The following is a 14,997-nucleotide window of genomic DNA, read 5'->3' as shown; positions in this document are numbered from 1 at the left end:
GTCGACGAAACAAACATAATCAGATCGACCGTTGATTCTTGAAACACGAAATGTGAACAATCTGCCGAACCTGGAAGACCTGCGGGTCTTCATCCATGTCACCCGCCGCTCCAGCTTCGCCGCCGCGGCCAGCGAGCTGGGCATGTCCGCCGCCTTCGTCAGCAAGCGCATCCGCCTGCTGGAAGAGGACCTCGGCGTGCGCCTGCTGCACCGCACCACCCGCCGGGTCTCGGTCAGCGAGGATGGCGAGCGGGTCTACCAGTGGGCGCTGCGCATCCTCGACTCGGTGCAGCGCATGGGCGATGACGTGTCAGCATTGCACCGAGAGCCCAGCGGCCAGCTGCGCATCGCCAGCAGCCTGGGACTGGGCCGCCGCTTCGTCGCCCCCGCCCTGTCGGAGCTCGCCACGCGCCACCCGCAACTGGATATCCGGCTGGATGTGCAGGACAGGCTGGTGGACCTGATCGGCGAAGGATTCGACCTGGACGTCAGGGTCGGCAACGAGATCGATCCGAACCTCATCGCCCGCCCCCTGGCGCGCAATCGCCGCGTACTCTGCGCCGCTCCCGCCTATCTGGAACGTCGCGGCACACCGCGCGCACTGGCGGAACTGGCAGGACACGATTGCCTGGTGATCAAGGAGCGCGACCACCCCTTCGGCATCTGGCACCTGCAAGGGCCGGACGGCGAGGAAAGCGTGAAGGTGACCGGGCCACTGTCATCCAACCATGGCGAAGTGGTTCATCAGTGGTGCATCGACGGGCGCGGCATCCTGCTGCGCTCCTGGTGGGACGTGCATGACAGCCTGGAAGACGGGCGCCTGGTGCAAGTGCTGCCGGAGTACCAGCAGCAGGCGGACATCTGGGCGGTGTACGCCGCGCCCCTGGCCAGCTCGGCCAAGGTGCGGGTGGCGGTGGAGTTCCTGCGACAGTATTTCGCTGAACGCTACAGCCTGCCGGAAGGCTGAATCTCACAGGGAGCGCAGGAGCGGACTCTGTCCGCGATCGATTTCGGACAGCTCCGAACTGGCGGGTTGCACATCGAGGACAGAGTCCGCTCCAACAAAAACATCAGAGCTGAGCGACGTGCCCACCACCCTGATGCTCACGCAGATAAGGCAGCACCGCCCCCAGCAGTGGCTCCTTGAAATCCTCCTGGAAGCGATGCGCCATCCCCGGAATCAGCTTGAGCACCGAACCACGGATATGCGCGGCCACGTGCACGCCGTGCATCACCGGCAGCAGCGGGTCGGCGGTGCCGTGGACGACCAGCGTTGGCACATTCAGGCGATTGAGCAACTCCACGCGGCTCGGTTCGGCGAGGATCGCCAGCATCTGCCGCTGCACGCCTTCGGGGTTGAAGGCGCGGTCGTAGGAGCGCGCCGCCTGTTCCAGCAATTGCTGGCGGTCGTCACGCACTTCCGGGCTGCCGAGGGCGGCCAGCAGGTCAGCCTGCTGTTCGATGGCCTGCTCACGGCTGGCCGCTTCACGCCGCGCGAGCAGACGCAACAAGGATTCACTGGGCGCCGGCAGGCCTTCGGCACCGGAACTGGTCATGACCAGGGTGAGGCTGATGACGCGATCGGGAGCGAGATCGGCCACGTGCTGGGCGATCATCCCCCCCATGCTTGCACCCAGCACATGGGCGCGCTCCACATGCAGGGCGTCCAGCAGATGCAGCGCGTCGCCGGCCATGTCGGTCAGGCTGTAGGGCGCGCTGACGGGCAGACCGAGGCGATAGCGAATCACTTCGTAGGTCAGGTTGCCGCTGGGTGCAGGTACGCGCCAGGAAGACAGGCCGACATCGCGGTTGTCGTAGCGGATCACCCGAAAACCCTGTTGGCAGAGCGCTTCGACTACTTCATCCGGCCAGTGGATGAGTTGACCGCCCAGGCCCATGACGAGCAGCAGCGTCGGGTCCTGGGGGCGGCCGATGCTCTGGTAGGCCAGGCGCACGTCGCCCAGGTCGACCATTTCGGTCGGCACCCGCGCATCGCAACGATCCGCGGCAACGGCCCGATCGGCAATAGAGATGGAGGACAGGCCGCAGAACAGAGCGGCTGCCAGTAGAAAAGCACGCATGAGTGAAAATCCGGAACGCAAAACCCCAGTGGATAGCGATTCTGATGAATTTCCGACGTTCGCTCTGCCACAGCTCCGTGACAGTTTGATGAAAGTCGCCGAGCGGTCGCCAACGGCCCTTCCCCACGCTTCCCGGGTTTCCCATGACAGGGATCAAGGGAGGCTTGCCCCGACAGTCGCGAAGATAGGAACTCCTCGCTCGGAAGTTTCGTCATGGCTTATCCCGTCCTGCTGGTGCTGCACCTGTTCGCTGCGATCATGTTCGTCGGCACGGTGTTCTTCGAGGTGCTTATCCTGGAGAGCGTGCACCACCATGTGCCGGCGCGGGCAATGAGAATGGTCGACGGCGCGCTGGGGCGTCGCCTGCGCCGGGTCATGCCTTGGGTGATCCTGACGCTCTTCGGCAGCGGCCTGGGCATGCTGCACCTGCGTTATGCGCCGCTGCTGGTCGATCCGCTGGCAACGTCCTTCGCCACCTTGCTCAGCCTCAAACTGTTGCTGGCCGCCAGCGTCCTAGGCCATTTCATCTTCGCCATGTACTCGTTTCGGGTGGGACGCATGACCGGCCAGCGCTCGCGGCGTATTCACTACAGCGTGTTTGCCCACGTGGTACTGATCGTCCTGTTGGCCAAAGGCATGTTCTACCTGAGTTGGTGAGCGCCGGACTGGTGAAGCGCCAGCCGCCGACTTATCATGAGAGCAGCTCAATTGATCCGCCGTTTAATCAAGATTCCCTCATATTGAGGCGAGGCCGCGCCATGCTTGAACTCCGTCACCTGAAAACCCTGCATGCCCTGCGCGAAGCCGACAGCCTGGTGGAAGCCGCCGAACGCCTGCATCTCACGCAGTCCGCCCTGTCCCACCAGTTCAAGGAACTGGAGGAGCGCCTCGGCCTGTCCCTGTTCATCCGCAAGACCAAACCGGTGCGCTTCACCAGCGCCGGGCTGCGCCTGCTGCAACTGGCCGACGCCGTGCTGCCGCAACTGCGCGGCGCCGAACGCGACCTGGCGCGCCTGGCCGGCGGAACCGCCGGCCGCCTGCACATGGCCATCGAATGCCACAGCTGCTTCCAGTGGCTGATGCCGACCATCGACCAGTTCCGCGACGCTTGGCCGGAAGTGGAACTGGACCTCGCTTCCGGTTTCTCCTTCGCCCCGCTGCCGGCCCTGGCCCGCGGCGACCTGGACCTGGTGGTGACTTCCGACCCGGTGGAAATCGCCGGCATTACCTACGTGCCGCTGTTCACCTACGAGGCACTGCTGGCGGTGGATAACCACCACGCGCTGGCCGGCAAGTCCTACATCGTCCCGGAAGAGTTGGCCAACCTGACACTGATCACCTACCCCATCGAACGTGATCGACTGGACATCTTCACCCGCTTCCTCGAGCCGGCCGACGTGGAGCCTGCGCAAGTACGCACCTCGGAACTGACGGTGATGATGATGCAGTTGGTGGCTTCCGGCCGCGGCGTCTGCAGCCTGCCCAACTGGGCGCTGCACGAATACAGCTCGCGGGGCTACGTGACTGCCAAGCGCCTGGGCGAGAAAGGCCTGTACTGCACCCTGTTCGCCGCTATCCGCGCGGACATGCTGGACGCGCCGTTCATGCGGGATTTCCTGCTGACAGCGAAGGACACCTCCTTTGCCACCTTGGAAGGTGTCAGCGCGGCCAAGGGCTGACAGTCGGTGCCTACGTTTCAGATAAATCACAGAATCTGACGTAAGCCTCACGGGCACCCGATGAACAAAGGCCGCAAGAGGAACACCCGTCCATAAAAAAGGCCCGCCATTGCTGGCGGGCCAAACGATAACGATTGACTAGTCGATCAATCATTAGGAGCACCCTGTAGGAACAGGGTGCGGGAAGCATGATCGGTAAGTTGACGGATTTATCCAAGCCCGCTCATCCGCGTAGGAATCGCCCTATGCACTTCTGAGACATCCGCCACATCCCGGGTTTGTTTTCCGACGCAAAGGGGAAGGGATAAAAAAGGCCCTTCCAGGTGGAAGGGCCTTGGGGGACATAACGCTCGTAGCGGCTTGTAGTAGTTATGGTTGCCGACGCCGCGCGATGGGGTGCGCTGCGTTGAATGGATCATTGACCAGCTCGGCCACATGGGAAATATGCCCACGCCGAAAAAGGAATTTTCCCAAGCATCTTGAGACTGTTTCCTCAAATTCTTCGCTTGGTCTCTCCTTTCGCAAAACTTCCGATACATCCCTCTGTTCAGGGCGCCTTCGCTTCAGCGGCCTTCAGATGCTCCTCCGCCCACTGCACGTCCCGCGCCCATACCCGCTGGAAGGACGGGCGAGAGGTGACCAGTTCCACGTAGCGTTCGAACACCGGCAGCTTGGGCACCACGCCGAAACCAATGGTCCAGCGCAGGGCCGCGCCCCACAGCACGTCGGCGGCGGTCATGCGGTTGCCCAGCAGGTAAGGCCCGGTTTCCAGTTGCTCGGCGAGGGCGCGCATCACACTGTCGTAATCGCCGTAGGGGCTCATGGCCGCTGGCGCGGGCTCGCGTTTCAAAGCGCGGTCGACGATGGCCGGCTCAAAGCTGGAGCCATAGAACACCAGCCAGCGCAGATAGGGGCCACGCAGCGGGTCGTCGAGAGCGGGAGCAAGGTTCGCTCGGGGGAAGAGGTCGGCAAGATAAATGAAGATGGCGCCCTGCTCGGTGACCAGCGATTCGCCGAGGCGGATCGCCGGGACCTTGCCCAGCGGGTTGAGCGCCAGATAGCCCGGCTTGCGCTGCTCGCCGGCCTTCATGTTGATCAGTTCGAGGTCGTACTCGGCGCCCAGTTCTTCCAGCAGCACCAGGGTGCCGCTGGAGCGAGTCTGGGGCGAATGGTAGAGAGTGAGGCGGGGCATGGCGGGATCTCCTCGGGCATCACGGCTCGGAGTCCCCAGCATAGCCCCGCGCGGGGCTCACGCCTCCTCGAAATGCATCTCCGGTGGTTGCTGGCGGAAGCCGCCGGTGATCACCGCCAGGTAGATCACGCCGAGCACCAGCCAGGTGGCGCCGAGCCAGATCGCCAGGTGGTCGAGGCTGACCATCAACCACAGGTCGGCAAGCAGGCCGATCAGCGGGAACAGCAGGAACAGCACCAGCTCGCGCAGGCCGCGACGCTCGGCGTTGAGGTAGTAGTGGAAGATCACCGAGAGGTTCACCAGGCTGAACGCGAGGAAGGCGCCGAAGTTGATGAACGAGGTGGAAGTGGTGACGTCCATGTGCAGCGCCAGCAGGGCCACCACGCCGCACAGGACGATGCTGTTCACCGGGGTTTCGAAACGTTTGCTGATGCGCCCGAAGAACGGACGCGGCAGCACGCCGTCGCGGCCCATGGCGAACAGCAGGCGCGACGCGCTGGCCTGGGCCGACAGCCCGGAGGTGAACTGGCCGACGATCAGACCGATCAGGAAGAAGCTGACGAACAGGTCGCCACCGATGTTGCGGGCGATTTCATACGCGGCGGAATCGGCGTTCTGGAACTCCACCGACGGGTGCGCGAGCTGTACGAAGTAGCTGGCAGCGATGAAGATGCCGCCACCAATCAGGGTGATCAGCAGGATGGCGCGCGGAATGGTCTTGCGTGGCTCGTGGGTTTCTTCCGTCAGGGTACTGACCGCGTCGAAGCCCAGGAAGGAGTAACAGGCGATGGCCGCTCCGCCCATGATCAGCGGCAGCTGAGTGCCTTCCTTGAGGAAGGGTTCCAGGGTCCACAGCGGACGGCTGCCATCACCCATGACGTAGTGAATGGCCAGGCCGACGAAGGCGATCAGGACGAGGAACTGCACCAGCATCAGCACGCCGTTGATATTCTTCGCCAGGCGCAGGCCGACCACGTTGATCGCGGTGGTCACGCCGATGAACGCCAGCACCCAGAGCGCCTGGGGCACCGCCGGAAACGCGGAGTGCAGGTAGGCCGCGCCGATCAGCCAGATGGCCATGGGCAGGAACAGGTAGTCCAGCAGCACGGCCCAGCCGGCGAGGAAGCCCAGTTTCGGGCTGATCGACTTGCGCACGTAGGTGTAGGCCGAGCCCGCCACCGGGAAGGCGGCAGCCATGCGCCCGTAGCTGAGCGCGGTGAACAGCATGGCCACGGAGGCGACGAGGTAGGCCGAGGGCACTACGCCGCGGGTGACGTCGGCGAGGATGCCGAAGGTGCCGAGGACGATGATCGGGGTCATGTAGGCGATGCCGAACAGCACCACCGAACCCAGCGACAGGGTTCGTTTGAGTCGAGCCATTACTGCTTACTCCGCGTTGTGTTTGTTATGGCAGTACTAAGTTGCTGGCCTGCGCTCACCCGCAGGCCTCGCGGGCGCTCAGGTCGCCCGTCGAATGTGGAATAACGCTGTATCGGCGCAGCCCTGCGCCCCGGCATCCTTGCAGCGGTGCCGGAAGGGAACTCAGGCGGGAATGATCAGCTCGCGCAGGCCATCGTCGTGCTCGCGCATCTCGCCCGGCAGCACAAAGCGGCGCTCGGCCAGGTAGCTGTAGTCGCGACGCGATTGCGCCAGGCGCTCGAAATCCAGCTCGACGATCTGCCGGCACTCTTCGCGGCCGGCTTCGACGATCAGTTGGCCGTAGGGGTCGACCACCGCACTGCCGCCGGCGAACACCAGGCCGTCGTCACCTTCGCCGACGCGGTTGACCATCACGGCGTAGGCCTGGTTTTCCATGGCGCGGCCCATGATTGCGGTACGGTGGGTCGGGCCGTACGGGTCCATGTTGCCGTTGGTCACGATGATCAGCTCGGCACCCAGCTGGCCCAGGGCGCGGGCAGACTCGGGGAACTCGATGTCAAAGCAGATCACGATGCCCACGCGAATGCCGTTCCACAGGCAAGTGGCGTAACGGTCGCCCGGGGTGAAGATGCCGCGGTCCGACGCCCACAGGTGCGTCTTGCGGTACTTCATCGCAATGCCTTCGGGGGTGATCAGCAGCGTGGTGTTGTAGAAGCGACCGTCCTCGGCGGCTTCGGCGAAGCCCACGGCGACGCTGATGTTCTTCTCCCGCACGGCGCGCTGTACTGCCTGGACGCTGGGGCCGTCCACCGGTTCGGCGATGGCGGCGATATTCTGCTCGGTGGGGAAGCCGGTCAGCTGGGTCTCGGGGAACACCACCAGTTGGGTGTCGTCGGCGCAGGCGTGGATGGCCTCCAGGGTGCGGGCCAGGTTCCAGGCCACGTCGCCATCACGGCCGGCGAGTTGGACGAGTTCTACTTTCATGGGGCTTCCTCGGATTCTTGTATTCCAGTGACCGCGCAACGCAAAAGGGTCAAAATGCGCACCGCGCCGGCTCAAGGCATCCACCGAGTATGCCGGGCGTGCCATCACCGGGTAATTACGCCCGCGTGGTAACCCATCGGGGGTAGAGTCATGAGCCTTTCCCTTCAGGATATCGCCTGGCATCGTTCGGTCGGGCAGCTGATCGAGGCACTGGACAAGCCAACTTTCTGGACCTCGCTGGTGCGTCTGCTGGGCCAGTATGTGCCCTTCGACAGCTGGGTCGTGCTGCTTTTCAGCGATGGCCGGCCACAAGTGTTCGCCGAATGTCCCGGCGAGGACGGTGGCCCGGATTCGCTGTTCCAGGACTACCTCAAGGGCCTCTACCTGCTTGACCCGTTCTACATCGCCAGCCGCGAGGCGCCCGGCAGCGGGCTGTTCCGGCTCGATGACGTGGCGCCGGAGATGTTCGAGCAGACCGACTACTACCAGCGCTACTTCAGCCTCAACGTGGTGGCCGATGAGGTGCAGATCAACGTGCAGCTCGACGGCGAGCGGACCCTTTGCTGCTCAGTGGGCAGCAAGGGCCGCTTCACCCCGGAGCAGATCGCCCTGCTCGCGCTGGTGCAACCCTGGGTTGCCGGACTGATGCGCCAACGCATGGCCTTCGAGCGCGAAGTGCAGGAAGCGCCCCCGCCGCCGCGCTGGCAGAACCGCCTGGAGTCCACCGCGCAGCAGATGGAAACCCCGCTCACCGCCCGCGAGCTGGAAGTCGGCCGGTTGATGCTCAGCGGCTGCTCCAGCAAGGAAATCGCCCGCAAACTGGCGATCTCCGCAGAGACGGTGAAGGTCCACCGCAAGCACATGTACGCCAAGCTTGGGATCAAGTCGCAGTCGGAGCTGTTCTCGCTGTTCCTGCAGGCGCAGGGCTAGAGCCGCTTTTGTAGGAGCGAGCTTGCTCGCGAACCGTGCAGCACTGGAGCCGCCGGCGAACTCGTTCGCGAGCAAGCTCGCTCCTACAGTGAATGTCCAGCCGCCGAGCGGTCGGTGAGCATTCGAGGCTTCATGGGTCCATGCTGAAGGCAGGAGGAATCCCCATGAGCCTCAGCGTCTTCGACATGTTCAAGCCCGGTGTCGGGCCATCCAGTTCCCATACGGTGGGGCCCATGCGCGCCACCCGCGAGTTCGTCGACCGCTTGCGCGACGCCGATCTGCTGCCGCACACCGCCGCCGTGGAAGTGCACCTCTACGGCTCCCTCAGCGCCACCGGCAAGGGCCACGCCACCGACCGCGCCTGCCTGATCGGCCTGCTCGGCATCGACCCGGCCGAAGCCGATCCCGCCACCCTCGCCCCGCAGGTGGACGACATCCTGCTGCGCCATCGCCTGCGCCTGGGTGGCGTGCAGGAGATCGACTTCGACCCGGCGCGCCAGTTGGTCTTTCACGATGACAGCCTGCCCGCCCATCCCAATGGCCTGCACCTGCGCGCGCTGGATGAACAGGGCGAGTTGCTGGCCGAGCGCGTCTGCTACTCGGTCGGCGGCGGCTTCGTAGTGGACCAGGCGGACTTCAACACCGACCGCGCCCTGCCCGACAGCCCCATGCCCTACCCCTTCCACAGTGCCGAGGAATTGCTGCGCCTGTGCCACGAGCACGGCTTCAAGCGCATCAGCGATCTGATGTGGGCGAACGAGCTGGCGGTGCGCAGCGAGGCGGAAATCCACGCCGGCCTGGCGCATATCTGGGAGGAAATGCAGGCCTGCGTGAACCGCGGCCTGGAAACCGAAGGCACACTGCCAGGTGGCCTCAAGGTGCGCCGTCGTGCGCCCATGCTCTATCGCCGGCTGAACGAGGCGGACAGCGGCAACCTGATCGCCACCACCCTCGGGGCCATGGACTGGGTGGACCTCTGGGCACTGGCAGTCAATGAGGAAAACGCCGCCGGCGGACGCGTGGTGACCGCACCCACCAACGGCGCGGCCGGCATAGTCCCGGCGGTGCTGCACTACTACGCGCGCTATGACAGCAACGCCAACGCGCAAAGCATCGAGCGCTACCTGCTGACCGCCGCCGCCATCGGCATCCTGTGCAAGCTCAACGCCTCCATCTCCGGTGCCGAAGTCGGTTGCCAGGGCGAAGTGGGTTCGGCCTGCGCCATGGCCGCCGGTGGACTGGCGGAAGTCCTGGGAGGCAGCCTCGAGCAGGTGGAAAACGCCGCCGAGATCGGCCTGGAGCACAACCTCGGGCTGACCTGCGACCCGGTCGCCGGACTGGTGCAGGTGCCTTGCATCGAGCGCAACGCCATGGCCTCGCTCAAGGCCATCAACGCCGCCCAACTCGCCCTGCGCGGTGATGGCCAGCACCTGGTCAGCCTCGACAAGGCCATCGACACCCTGCGCGATACCGGGCGCGACATGATGGACAAGTACAAGGAGACGGCGAAGGGCGGGTTGGCGGTGAATGTGATTGCCTGTTAGCCCGAGTGAATGGTGGTTCGCGAGCAAGCTCGCTCCTACGAAGAGCGCACCGGCTTCAGTCCTGTAGGAGCGAGCTTGCTCGCGAACAGCCCGGACACATGACTCCTTGCACCGCCCGAAACAAGCTTTCTCAGCCCCCGAGAAAATCGTTAGCTAGCTTTCTTTTTCCATCGCTTCGGGCTACCGTCGATGCCCGCCAGAACTAGAACGACTTCCGAAAGTCCGCCGCATTGACCTTTGCCCAGGCACGTTCGCGTGATGCCTGCCATGCTCTGTGGCGGCCCTTTCGGCCAACCTGACCGTGATCAAAGCCTGACGACTGGAGATTCCATGAACCTGTCGCTCCTAAGCCGCTATGCCTTTTTTGCCGCTTGCGTCCTGTTCACCGTGCTCAGCCTGCCCTTCCTCGGGCATGACTGGGTGTGGCCCTTCACCCTCACCACCCTTGCCCTGAGCGTGCTCGGGGTCTTCGACCTGCTGCAGGAGCGCCATGCGGTACGGCGCAATTACCCGGTCCTGGGCAACATCCGCTACCTGGTGGAAGCCATCCGCCCGGAGATCCGCCAGTACCTGCTCGAAGGCGACCAGGAGGCCCTGCCCTTCTCCCGCGCCCAGCGCGCCCTGGTGTACTCGCGGGCAAAGAACGAGACCGCCGACAAGCCCTTCGGCACCCTGATCGACGTCTATCAGTCGGGCTTCGAGTTCATCGCCCACTCCATCCGCCCCGCGCCGGTGGCGGACCCGTGCACCTTCCGCGTCACCGTCGGCGGCCCGGAGTGCAAGCAGCCCTACTCCATCTCGGTGTTCAACATCTCGGCGATGAGCTTCGGCTCGCTCAGCGCCAACGCCATCCGCGCGCTGAACAAGGGCGCCAAGCTCGGCGGCTTCATCCATGACACCGGCGAAGGCAGCATCAGCCCCTACCACCGCGAATACGGCGGCGACCTGACCTGGGAACTGGGCAGCGGCTACTTCGGCTGCCGCAACGACGACGGTAGCTTCAGCCCCGAGCGCTTCGCCAAGCAGGCAGTCGACCCGCAGGTGAAGATGATCGAGATCAAGCTCAGCCAGGGCGCCAAGCCCGGCCATGGCGGCATCCTGCCCAAGCACAAGGTGACCCCGGAAATCGCCGCCACCCGTGGCGTGCCCATGGGCCAGGATTGCATCTCGCCCTCCTCCCACAGCGCCTTCGACTCGCCCCACGGACTGCTCGACTTCATTGTCCAGTTGCGCGCGCTTTCCGGTGGCAAGCCAGTGGGCTTCAAGCTGTGCATCGGCCATCCGTGGGAGTTCATGAGCATTGCCAAGGCCATGCACGAAACCGGCATCCTCCCCGACTTCATCGTCGTCGACGGCAAGGAAGGCGGCACCGGTGCGGCACCGCTGGAGTTCACCGACCACATGGGCCTGCCGATGCGCGAGGGCCTGCTGTTCGTGCACAACACCCTGGTCGGCCTGAACCTGCGCGACAAGATCCGCATCGGCGCCAGCGGCAAGATCGTCAGCGCCTTCGACATCGCCAGCGTGCTGGCCATGGGCGCCGACTGGGCCAACTCGGCGCGCGGCTTCATGTTCGCCATCGGCTGCATCCAGTCGCAGTCCTGCCACACCAACAAATGCCCCACCGGCGTCGCCACCCAGGACCCGCTGCGCCAGCGCGCCCTGGTGGTGCCGGACAAGGCCGAGCGCGTCTACCACTTCCACCGCAACACGCTCAAGGGCCTGGCGGAGATGATCGCCGCCGCCGGCATCCAGCACCCGTCGCAGCTGGAAGCCAAGCACCTGGTACGTCGTGTCTCCGCCACGGAGATCCGCCTGTTCTCGCACCTGCACTACTTCCTCAAACCCGGCGAACTGCTCTCGGGCAACATCGAAGGCGAGTTCTACGAGCGCATCTGGCGCATGGCGCGCAGCGACAGCTTCGAGGCCGCAGCGGGCTGATTCCACGCGATACATCCTTGGTGACTGTCCCTGCCGGCCAACCGGCCAGGGGCAGTTCCACCTCCCGTGACGTATTCGTCGGCGCTGAATGAGGCGTCGTCATCGCGCCCACTGTACGGCGGTATAGGGGAGCCTGTTCTTCGACGGTAAAGCGTCGTAATTTAGCTGCAAAAATTACAGGGATGCTGGGGGCTTGGGTGGGGGCGTATCGTCTGTTGTTGGCCGTTCTGGTGGCCGTTTCCCATTTGGGAAAAACCTTTGCCGGCTTGAACCCGGGCGTGGTCGCGGTGATTTCGTTCCTTCTGATCAGCGGCTTCGTAATGACCTCGCTGATCGAGCGTAACTACGCCTCCTTGGATAAAGTCGGCCTGTTCTACCTGGACCGGGCGATGCGGCTATATCCCCAGTTCATTCTCTACTTCGCAAGTGCTTGCCTGGCCATCCACTTCCTCCTTCCCGACACACCCCAGGCAGCCGAGCTGACGCTCGGAAACATGGCCGCAAGCATCGCCATGGTGCCGCTGGGTTTCTACATGTTCGGAGCTGCAAGCCCAGACATCCTGCCGCCGGCATGGTCACTGGGATTGGAGGCGTGTTTTTACCTGGCCATCCCTTTCCTGATCATTTACAGGCTACGCGGTGTTGCGTTTTCGCTATCGGTCGGCGTCTTCCTCGTCGCGTGCCTGGGTTACGTCAACACGGACAATTACGGATACCGGCTTCTGCCCGGCGTACTGTTCATATTCCTCTGCGGCAGCTACCTGTACAAAGCACGGGCCAAGGGTCTGATCATTGCAGCTTGCACCGCCGTCGCGGCAGCGCTGATGTTCGCGGCGATCATGACTGGAATTATCGAGCGTCGGCCATTCAATGCCGAAGTGAGCGCCGGCATCGCACTGGGCATCCCGGCCGTCTATCTGCTGACGAAATTCCCATTCCATTCGATCGACGAGTTCCTCGGAAACATCAGTTACGGCGTATTCCTCAACCACTTCGTGGTCATTTACATCCTGCGGGCGTTCTGGCCAATCAGCTATTCGGACTACATCGTTCCAGCGGTGCTGGTGTTTTCCTTCCTGCTCAGTGGCGTGTCGTACTACTACGTCGAACGCCCCGCGCTGACGCTCCGCCATGCACTGCGCAGGGGCACAACTCGCAAGCAGCAGCCCCTCAGTTCTCCAGCCGCCCCCACACCTGCGCCAGCCCTAGCAGATGCATCAGCGCAAACCCCAGGCAAATTGCCGAGCTGACGTAGATGAAGCGCTGGCTGCGCCCGGTGCCCTTGAGAATGAGCGGGCCGGCCACGCCGCGCAGCAGGTAGATCAGCGAGATCGCCGCCAGCGCCGGGCGCAGCAATGGCAGCGGCCTCAACACTCCGGCTGCGGAGAGCGCATAGGCGGACCAGATGAACAGCACGAAGGCGATGCCGAAGGTGATCAGGGCCGGATAAAGCCGCCCGGCTTCGGCGGCCCGGGCGAGCCTTTCGCCAGCGCCGAACAGCCGGTACCAGCGCGGCCCGACCAGCACCACGCCGACATGCAGCGCCCCTGCGATGGCGCTGAGCGCCGCGGCGATGATCAATGCCAGGTTGTAGTCCTGCCCCATGAACGGCTCCCTCCTGGAGTGTGGCGATGTGCGCAAGAAGCAATCATATCGTCAGCGTCGACGAAGCATGCGAGTCGACCATCGGCTGCACGAATCTTCCAGACAGCCACTCCACGCGCGGTATGCTGGCCGACCGGGCAAGCGGTGCGGAGGCGGCCCATGCACAAAGACAACTGGATCGACCTGCTACAGGATGCCGACACCGGCATCCAGAGCCTGCGCGCGCACTTCAAGGGCCACGCCTACGACCCGCACTGGCACGACAGCTACCTGATCGGCTACACCGAGTCCGGTGTGCAGCAGTTCCGCAGCCGCAACCAGCGCTACGTCAGCACCACCGGCAAGGTGTTCTTCCTCGAGCCCGGCGACATCCACGACGGCGATGCCCCCACCGAGGGCGGCTTCACCTACCGCACCCTCTATCTCGACGCCCCCTGGCTGGAGCGGGAGATCGCCACGCTGTTCGAAGAGGCGCCGGGCAACTGCCAGCTGGCCGTGCCTGAGTTGCTGATCGACGACCCGCAACTGGCGCGGCGCATCGACAATGCCTTCCAGGCGGTGCACGGCAACGACCTGAAGATCGTCCGGCAGAGCGCCCTCGATGACCTGCTCGACGGCATGACCTGCCACCTGCACTGGCGCAAGCGCGGCGCCACGCAAGCGCACCTGCCGCTGGTGGCGCAGCGTGCGCGGGATTATCTGCACGCCAACCTGACCACCGATATCGGCCTCGATGACGTGGCGCGCGCCAGCGGCTGCGACCGTTTCCGCCTGACCCGCGCGTTCAAGCAGGCCTTCGGCCTGCCGCCCTACGCTTACCTGATCCAGCTGCGCCTGGCCCGTGCGCGGCAGTTGCTTGGCCGCGGCCTGGCGCCCGCCGACATCGCCGCCGACCTCGGCTTCGCCGACCAGAGCCATCTCGGCCGCTGGTTCCGACGCGCCTATGGCGTCACCCCCGCTTACTACCGCAAGCGCTGCTCAAAGCTTCCAGACTGAACCCGCCGTGCTGGCGAAGATGAACTCCCACGGATTCACCGGAGTTCCCGCCATGCACTTCTCGCAGCTCGGCCAATGGCTGCCCTTCATCCTCTTCGCCTTCGTCGCTTCGATCACACCAGGGCCGACCAACCTGCTGATCTTCAGCAACAGCGCGCGCTTCGGCTGGGGCGCCGCATTGCCGATCATGTTCGGCGGTTGCGCGGCCGCCGCCGCACTGGTGCTGGCGGTGGGCAGCGGCCTGGGCGAAGTGCTGGCCAGCCGGCCGCACGTGCAGCAGGCGATGAGCGTCGTCGGCGTGCTCTGGCTGAGCTGGCTGGCGTGGCAGATTTTCCGCAGCCCGCCAGCGGACCTGGAACGCGACGGCGATGCCGCGCGCCTGGGAGCGGTCGGCGCCGCTGCGCTGCAACTGGTCAACCCGAAGACCTGGATGATGGCGCTGGCGGTGATCAGCGTTTACGCCGGCCACGGTGTCGATCGGCTGGACCGCGTGCAGTTGCTGTCGCTGCTGTTCTTCCTCGTGTCGATTCCCTGCACGGCCGTCTGGGCCGGCCTGGGCATCGGCAGCCAGCGCCTGCTTTCGCCCACGCAGATGCAGCGGCTCAACCAGCTGATGGCAGCCCTGTTGCTGGTGTCGGCCTGGGCCGGGGCGCTGCTCTAGGAAC

14 protein-coding genes are annotated in these 14,997 nt (G+C 64.6%); 9 read left to right on the top strand and 5 right to left on the bottom strand.

Translation table 11 applies throughout. The annotated features are described in order from the left end of the window. Nucleotides 1-52: 52 nt before the first annotated feature. Nucleotides 53-967 carry a LysR substrate-binding domain-containing protein gene (locus ACNFH5_RS17140; protein WP_416747915.1) on the top strand — a complete coding sequence of 305 codons (915 nt, stop codon included), beginning with the start codon at nt 53-55 and terminating at the stop codon, nt 965-967. 103 nt (nt 968-1,070) lie between these two features. On the opposite strand, the gene ACNFH5_RS17135 is transcribed toward ACNFH5_RS17140, so the two are convergent. Continuing rightward, the gene (locus ACNFH5_RS17135) at nt 1,071-2,081 is read right to left on the bottom strand and encodes an alpha/beta fold hydrolase (protein WP_416747913.1); all 1,011 of its coding nucleotides are present in this window, start codon (nt 2,079-2,081) and stop codon (nt 1,071-1,073) included. A gap of 213 nt (nt 2,082-2,294) precedes the next feature. Between ACNFH5_RS17135 and ACNFH5_RS17130 the strand changes: the two genes are divergently transcribed. Both ACNFH5_RS17130 and metR read left to right on the top strand, forming a co-directional pair. Beyond that, nucleotides 2,295-2,738 (top strand): CopD family copper resistance protein, encoded by a 444-nt coding sequence (locus ACNFH5_RS17130; RefSeq protein ID WP_416747911.1) that lies wholly within the window; start codon nt 2,295-2,297, stop codon nt 2,736-2,738. Between the two features lie 101 nt (nt 2,739-2,839). Further along, the gene (gene metR / locus ACNFH5_RS17125) at nt 2,840-3,760 is read left to right on the top strand and encodes a transcriptional regulator MetR (protein ID WP_416747909.1); all 921 of its coding nucleotides are present in this window, start codon (nt 2,840-2,842) and stop codon (nt 3,758-3,760) included. A 547-nt stretch (nt 3,761-4,307) separates the two neighbouring features. Here metR and ACNFH5_RS17120 read toward each other — a convergent pair. The 3 genes from ACNFH5_RS17120 to ACNFH5_RS17110 form a co-directional block, all read right to left on the bottom strand. Continuing rightward, the gene (locus ACNFH5_RS17120; protein WP_416747907.1) at nt 4,308-4,952 is read right to left on the bottom strand and encodes a glutathione S-transferase family protein; all 645 of its coding nucleotides are present in this window, start codon (nt 4,950-4,952) and stop codon (nt 4,308-4,310) included. 57 nt (nt 4,953-5,009) lie between these two features. Continuing rightward, nucleotides 5,010-6,332, bottom strand: coding sequence for an APC family permease (locus ACNFH5_RS17115; RefSeq protein ID WP_416747905.1), 1,323 nt, complete (start codon nt 6,330-6,332; stop codon nt 5,010-5,012). Nucleotides 6,333-6,494: 162 nt separating this feature from the next. Next, complete coding sequence (locus ACNFH5_RS17110) at nt 6,495-7,316, bottom strand: carbon-nitrogen hydrolase family protein (RefSeq protein WP_416747903.1); 822 nt, start codon at nt 7,314-7,316, stop codon at nt 6,495-6,497. A gap of 150 nt (nt 7,317-7,466) precedes the next feature. Here ACNFH5_RS17110 and ACNFH5_RS17105 point away from each other — a divergent pair, with 150 nt between their 5' ends. The 4 genes from ACNFH5_RS17105 to ACNFH5_RS17090 all read left to right on the top strand — a co-directional run bounded on the left by ACNFH5_RS17105 (nt 7,467) and on the right by ACNFH5_RS17090 (nt 12,981). Then, entirely contained in the window at nt 7,467-8,246 is a 780-nt protein-coding gene (locus tag ACNFH5_RS17105; RefSeq protein WP_416747901.1) for a response regulator transcription factor, read from the top strand. A gap of 164 nt (nt 8,247-8,410) precedes the next feature. After that, nucleotides 8,411-9,790: an L-serine ammonia-lyase gene (locus ACNFH5_RS17100; protein WP_416747899.1), complete on the top strand. Its 1,380-nt coding sequence runs from the start codon at nt 8,411-8,413 to the stop codon at nt 9,788-9,790. A gap of 330 nt (nt 9,791-10,120) precedes the next feature. Further along, entirely contained in the window at nt 10,121-11,731 is a 1,611-nt protein-coding gene (locus ACNFH5_RS17095) for an FMN-binding glutamate synthase family protein (protein ID WP_416747897.1), read from the top strand. 197 nt (nt 11,732-11,928) lie between these two features. Further along, a complete protein-coding gene (locus tag ACNFH5_RS17090; RefSeq protein WP_416748088.1) occupies nt 11,929-12,981 on the top strand; it encodes an acyltransferase family protein in 1,053 nt (350 codons plus the stop codon). On the opposite strand, the gene ACNFH5_RS17085 is transcribed toward ACNFH5_RS17090, so the two are convergent. Beyond that, nucleotides 12,902-13,336 carry a hypothetical protein gene (locus ACNFH5_RS17085; protein WP_416747895.1) on the bottom strand — a complete coding sequence of 145 codons (435 nt, stop codon included), beginning with the start codon at nt 13,334-13,336 and terminating at the stop codon, nt 12,902-12,904. The genes ACNFH5_RS17090 and ACNFH5_RS17085 overlap by 80 nt on opposite strands. Before the next feature lie 159 nt (nt 13,337-13,495). On the opposite strand from ACNFH5_RS17085, the gene ACNFH5_RS17080 reads away from it, so the two are divergent. Both ACNFH5_RS17080 and ACNFH5_RS17075 read left to right on the top strand, forming a co-directional pair. Then, nucleotides 13,496-14,332: an AraC family ligand binding domain-containing protein gene (locus ACNFH5_RS17080; protein ID WP_416747893.1), complete on the top strand. Its 837-nt coding sequence runs from the start codon at nt 13,496-13,498 to the stop codon at nt 14,330-14,332. A 52-nt stretch (nt 14,333-14,384) separates the two neighbouring features. Further along, nucleotides 14,385-14,993 carry a LysE family translocator gene (locus ACNFH5_RS17075; RefSeq protein WP_416747891.1) on the top strand — a complete coding sequence of 203 codons (609 nt, stop codon included), beginning with the start codon at nt 14,385-14,387 and terminating at the stop codon, nt 14,991-14,993. The last annotated feature ends 4 nt before the right edge of the window (nt 14,994-14,997 follow it).

Origin of the sequence: Pseudomonas sp. NY15435 (genome assembly GCF_048068295.1) — a bacterium.
Taxonomy (GTDB): Bacteria; Pseudomonadota; Gammaproteobacteria; order Pseudomonadales; family Pseudomonadaceae; genus Pseudomonas.
Note: the sequence above shows the minus strand (reverse complement) of the source record. Positions and strands in the feature narration are given on the sequence as shown.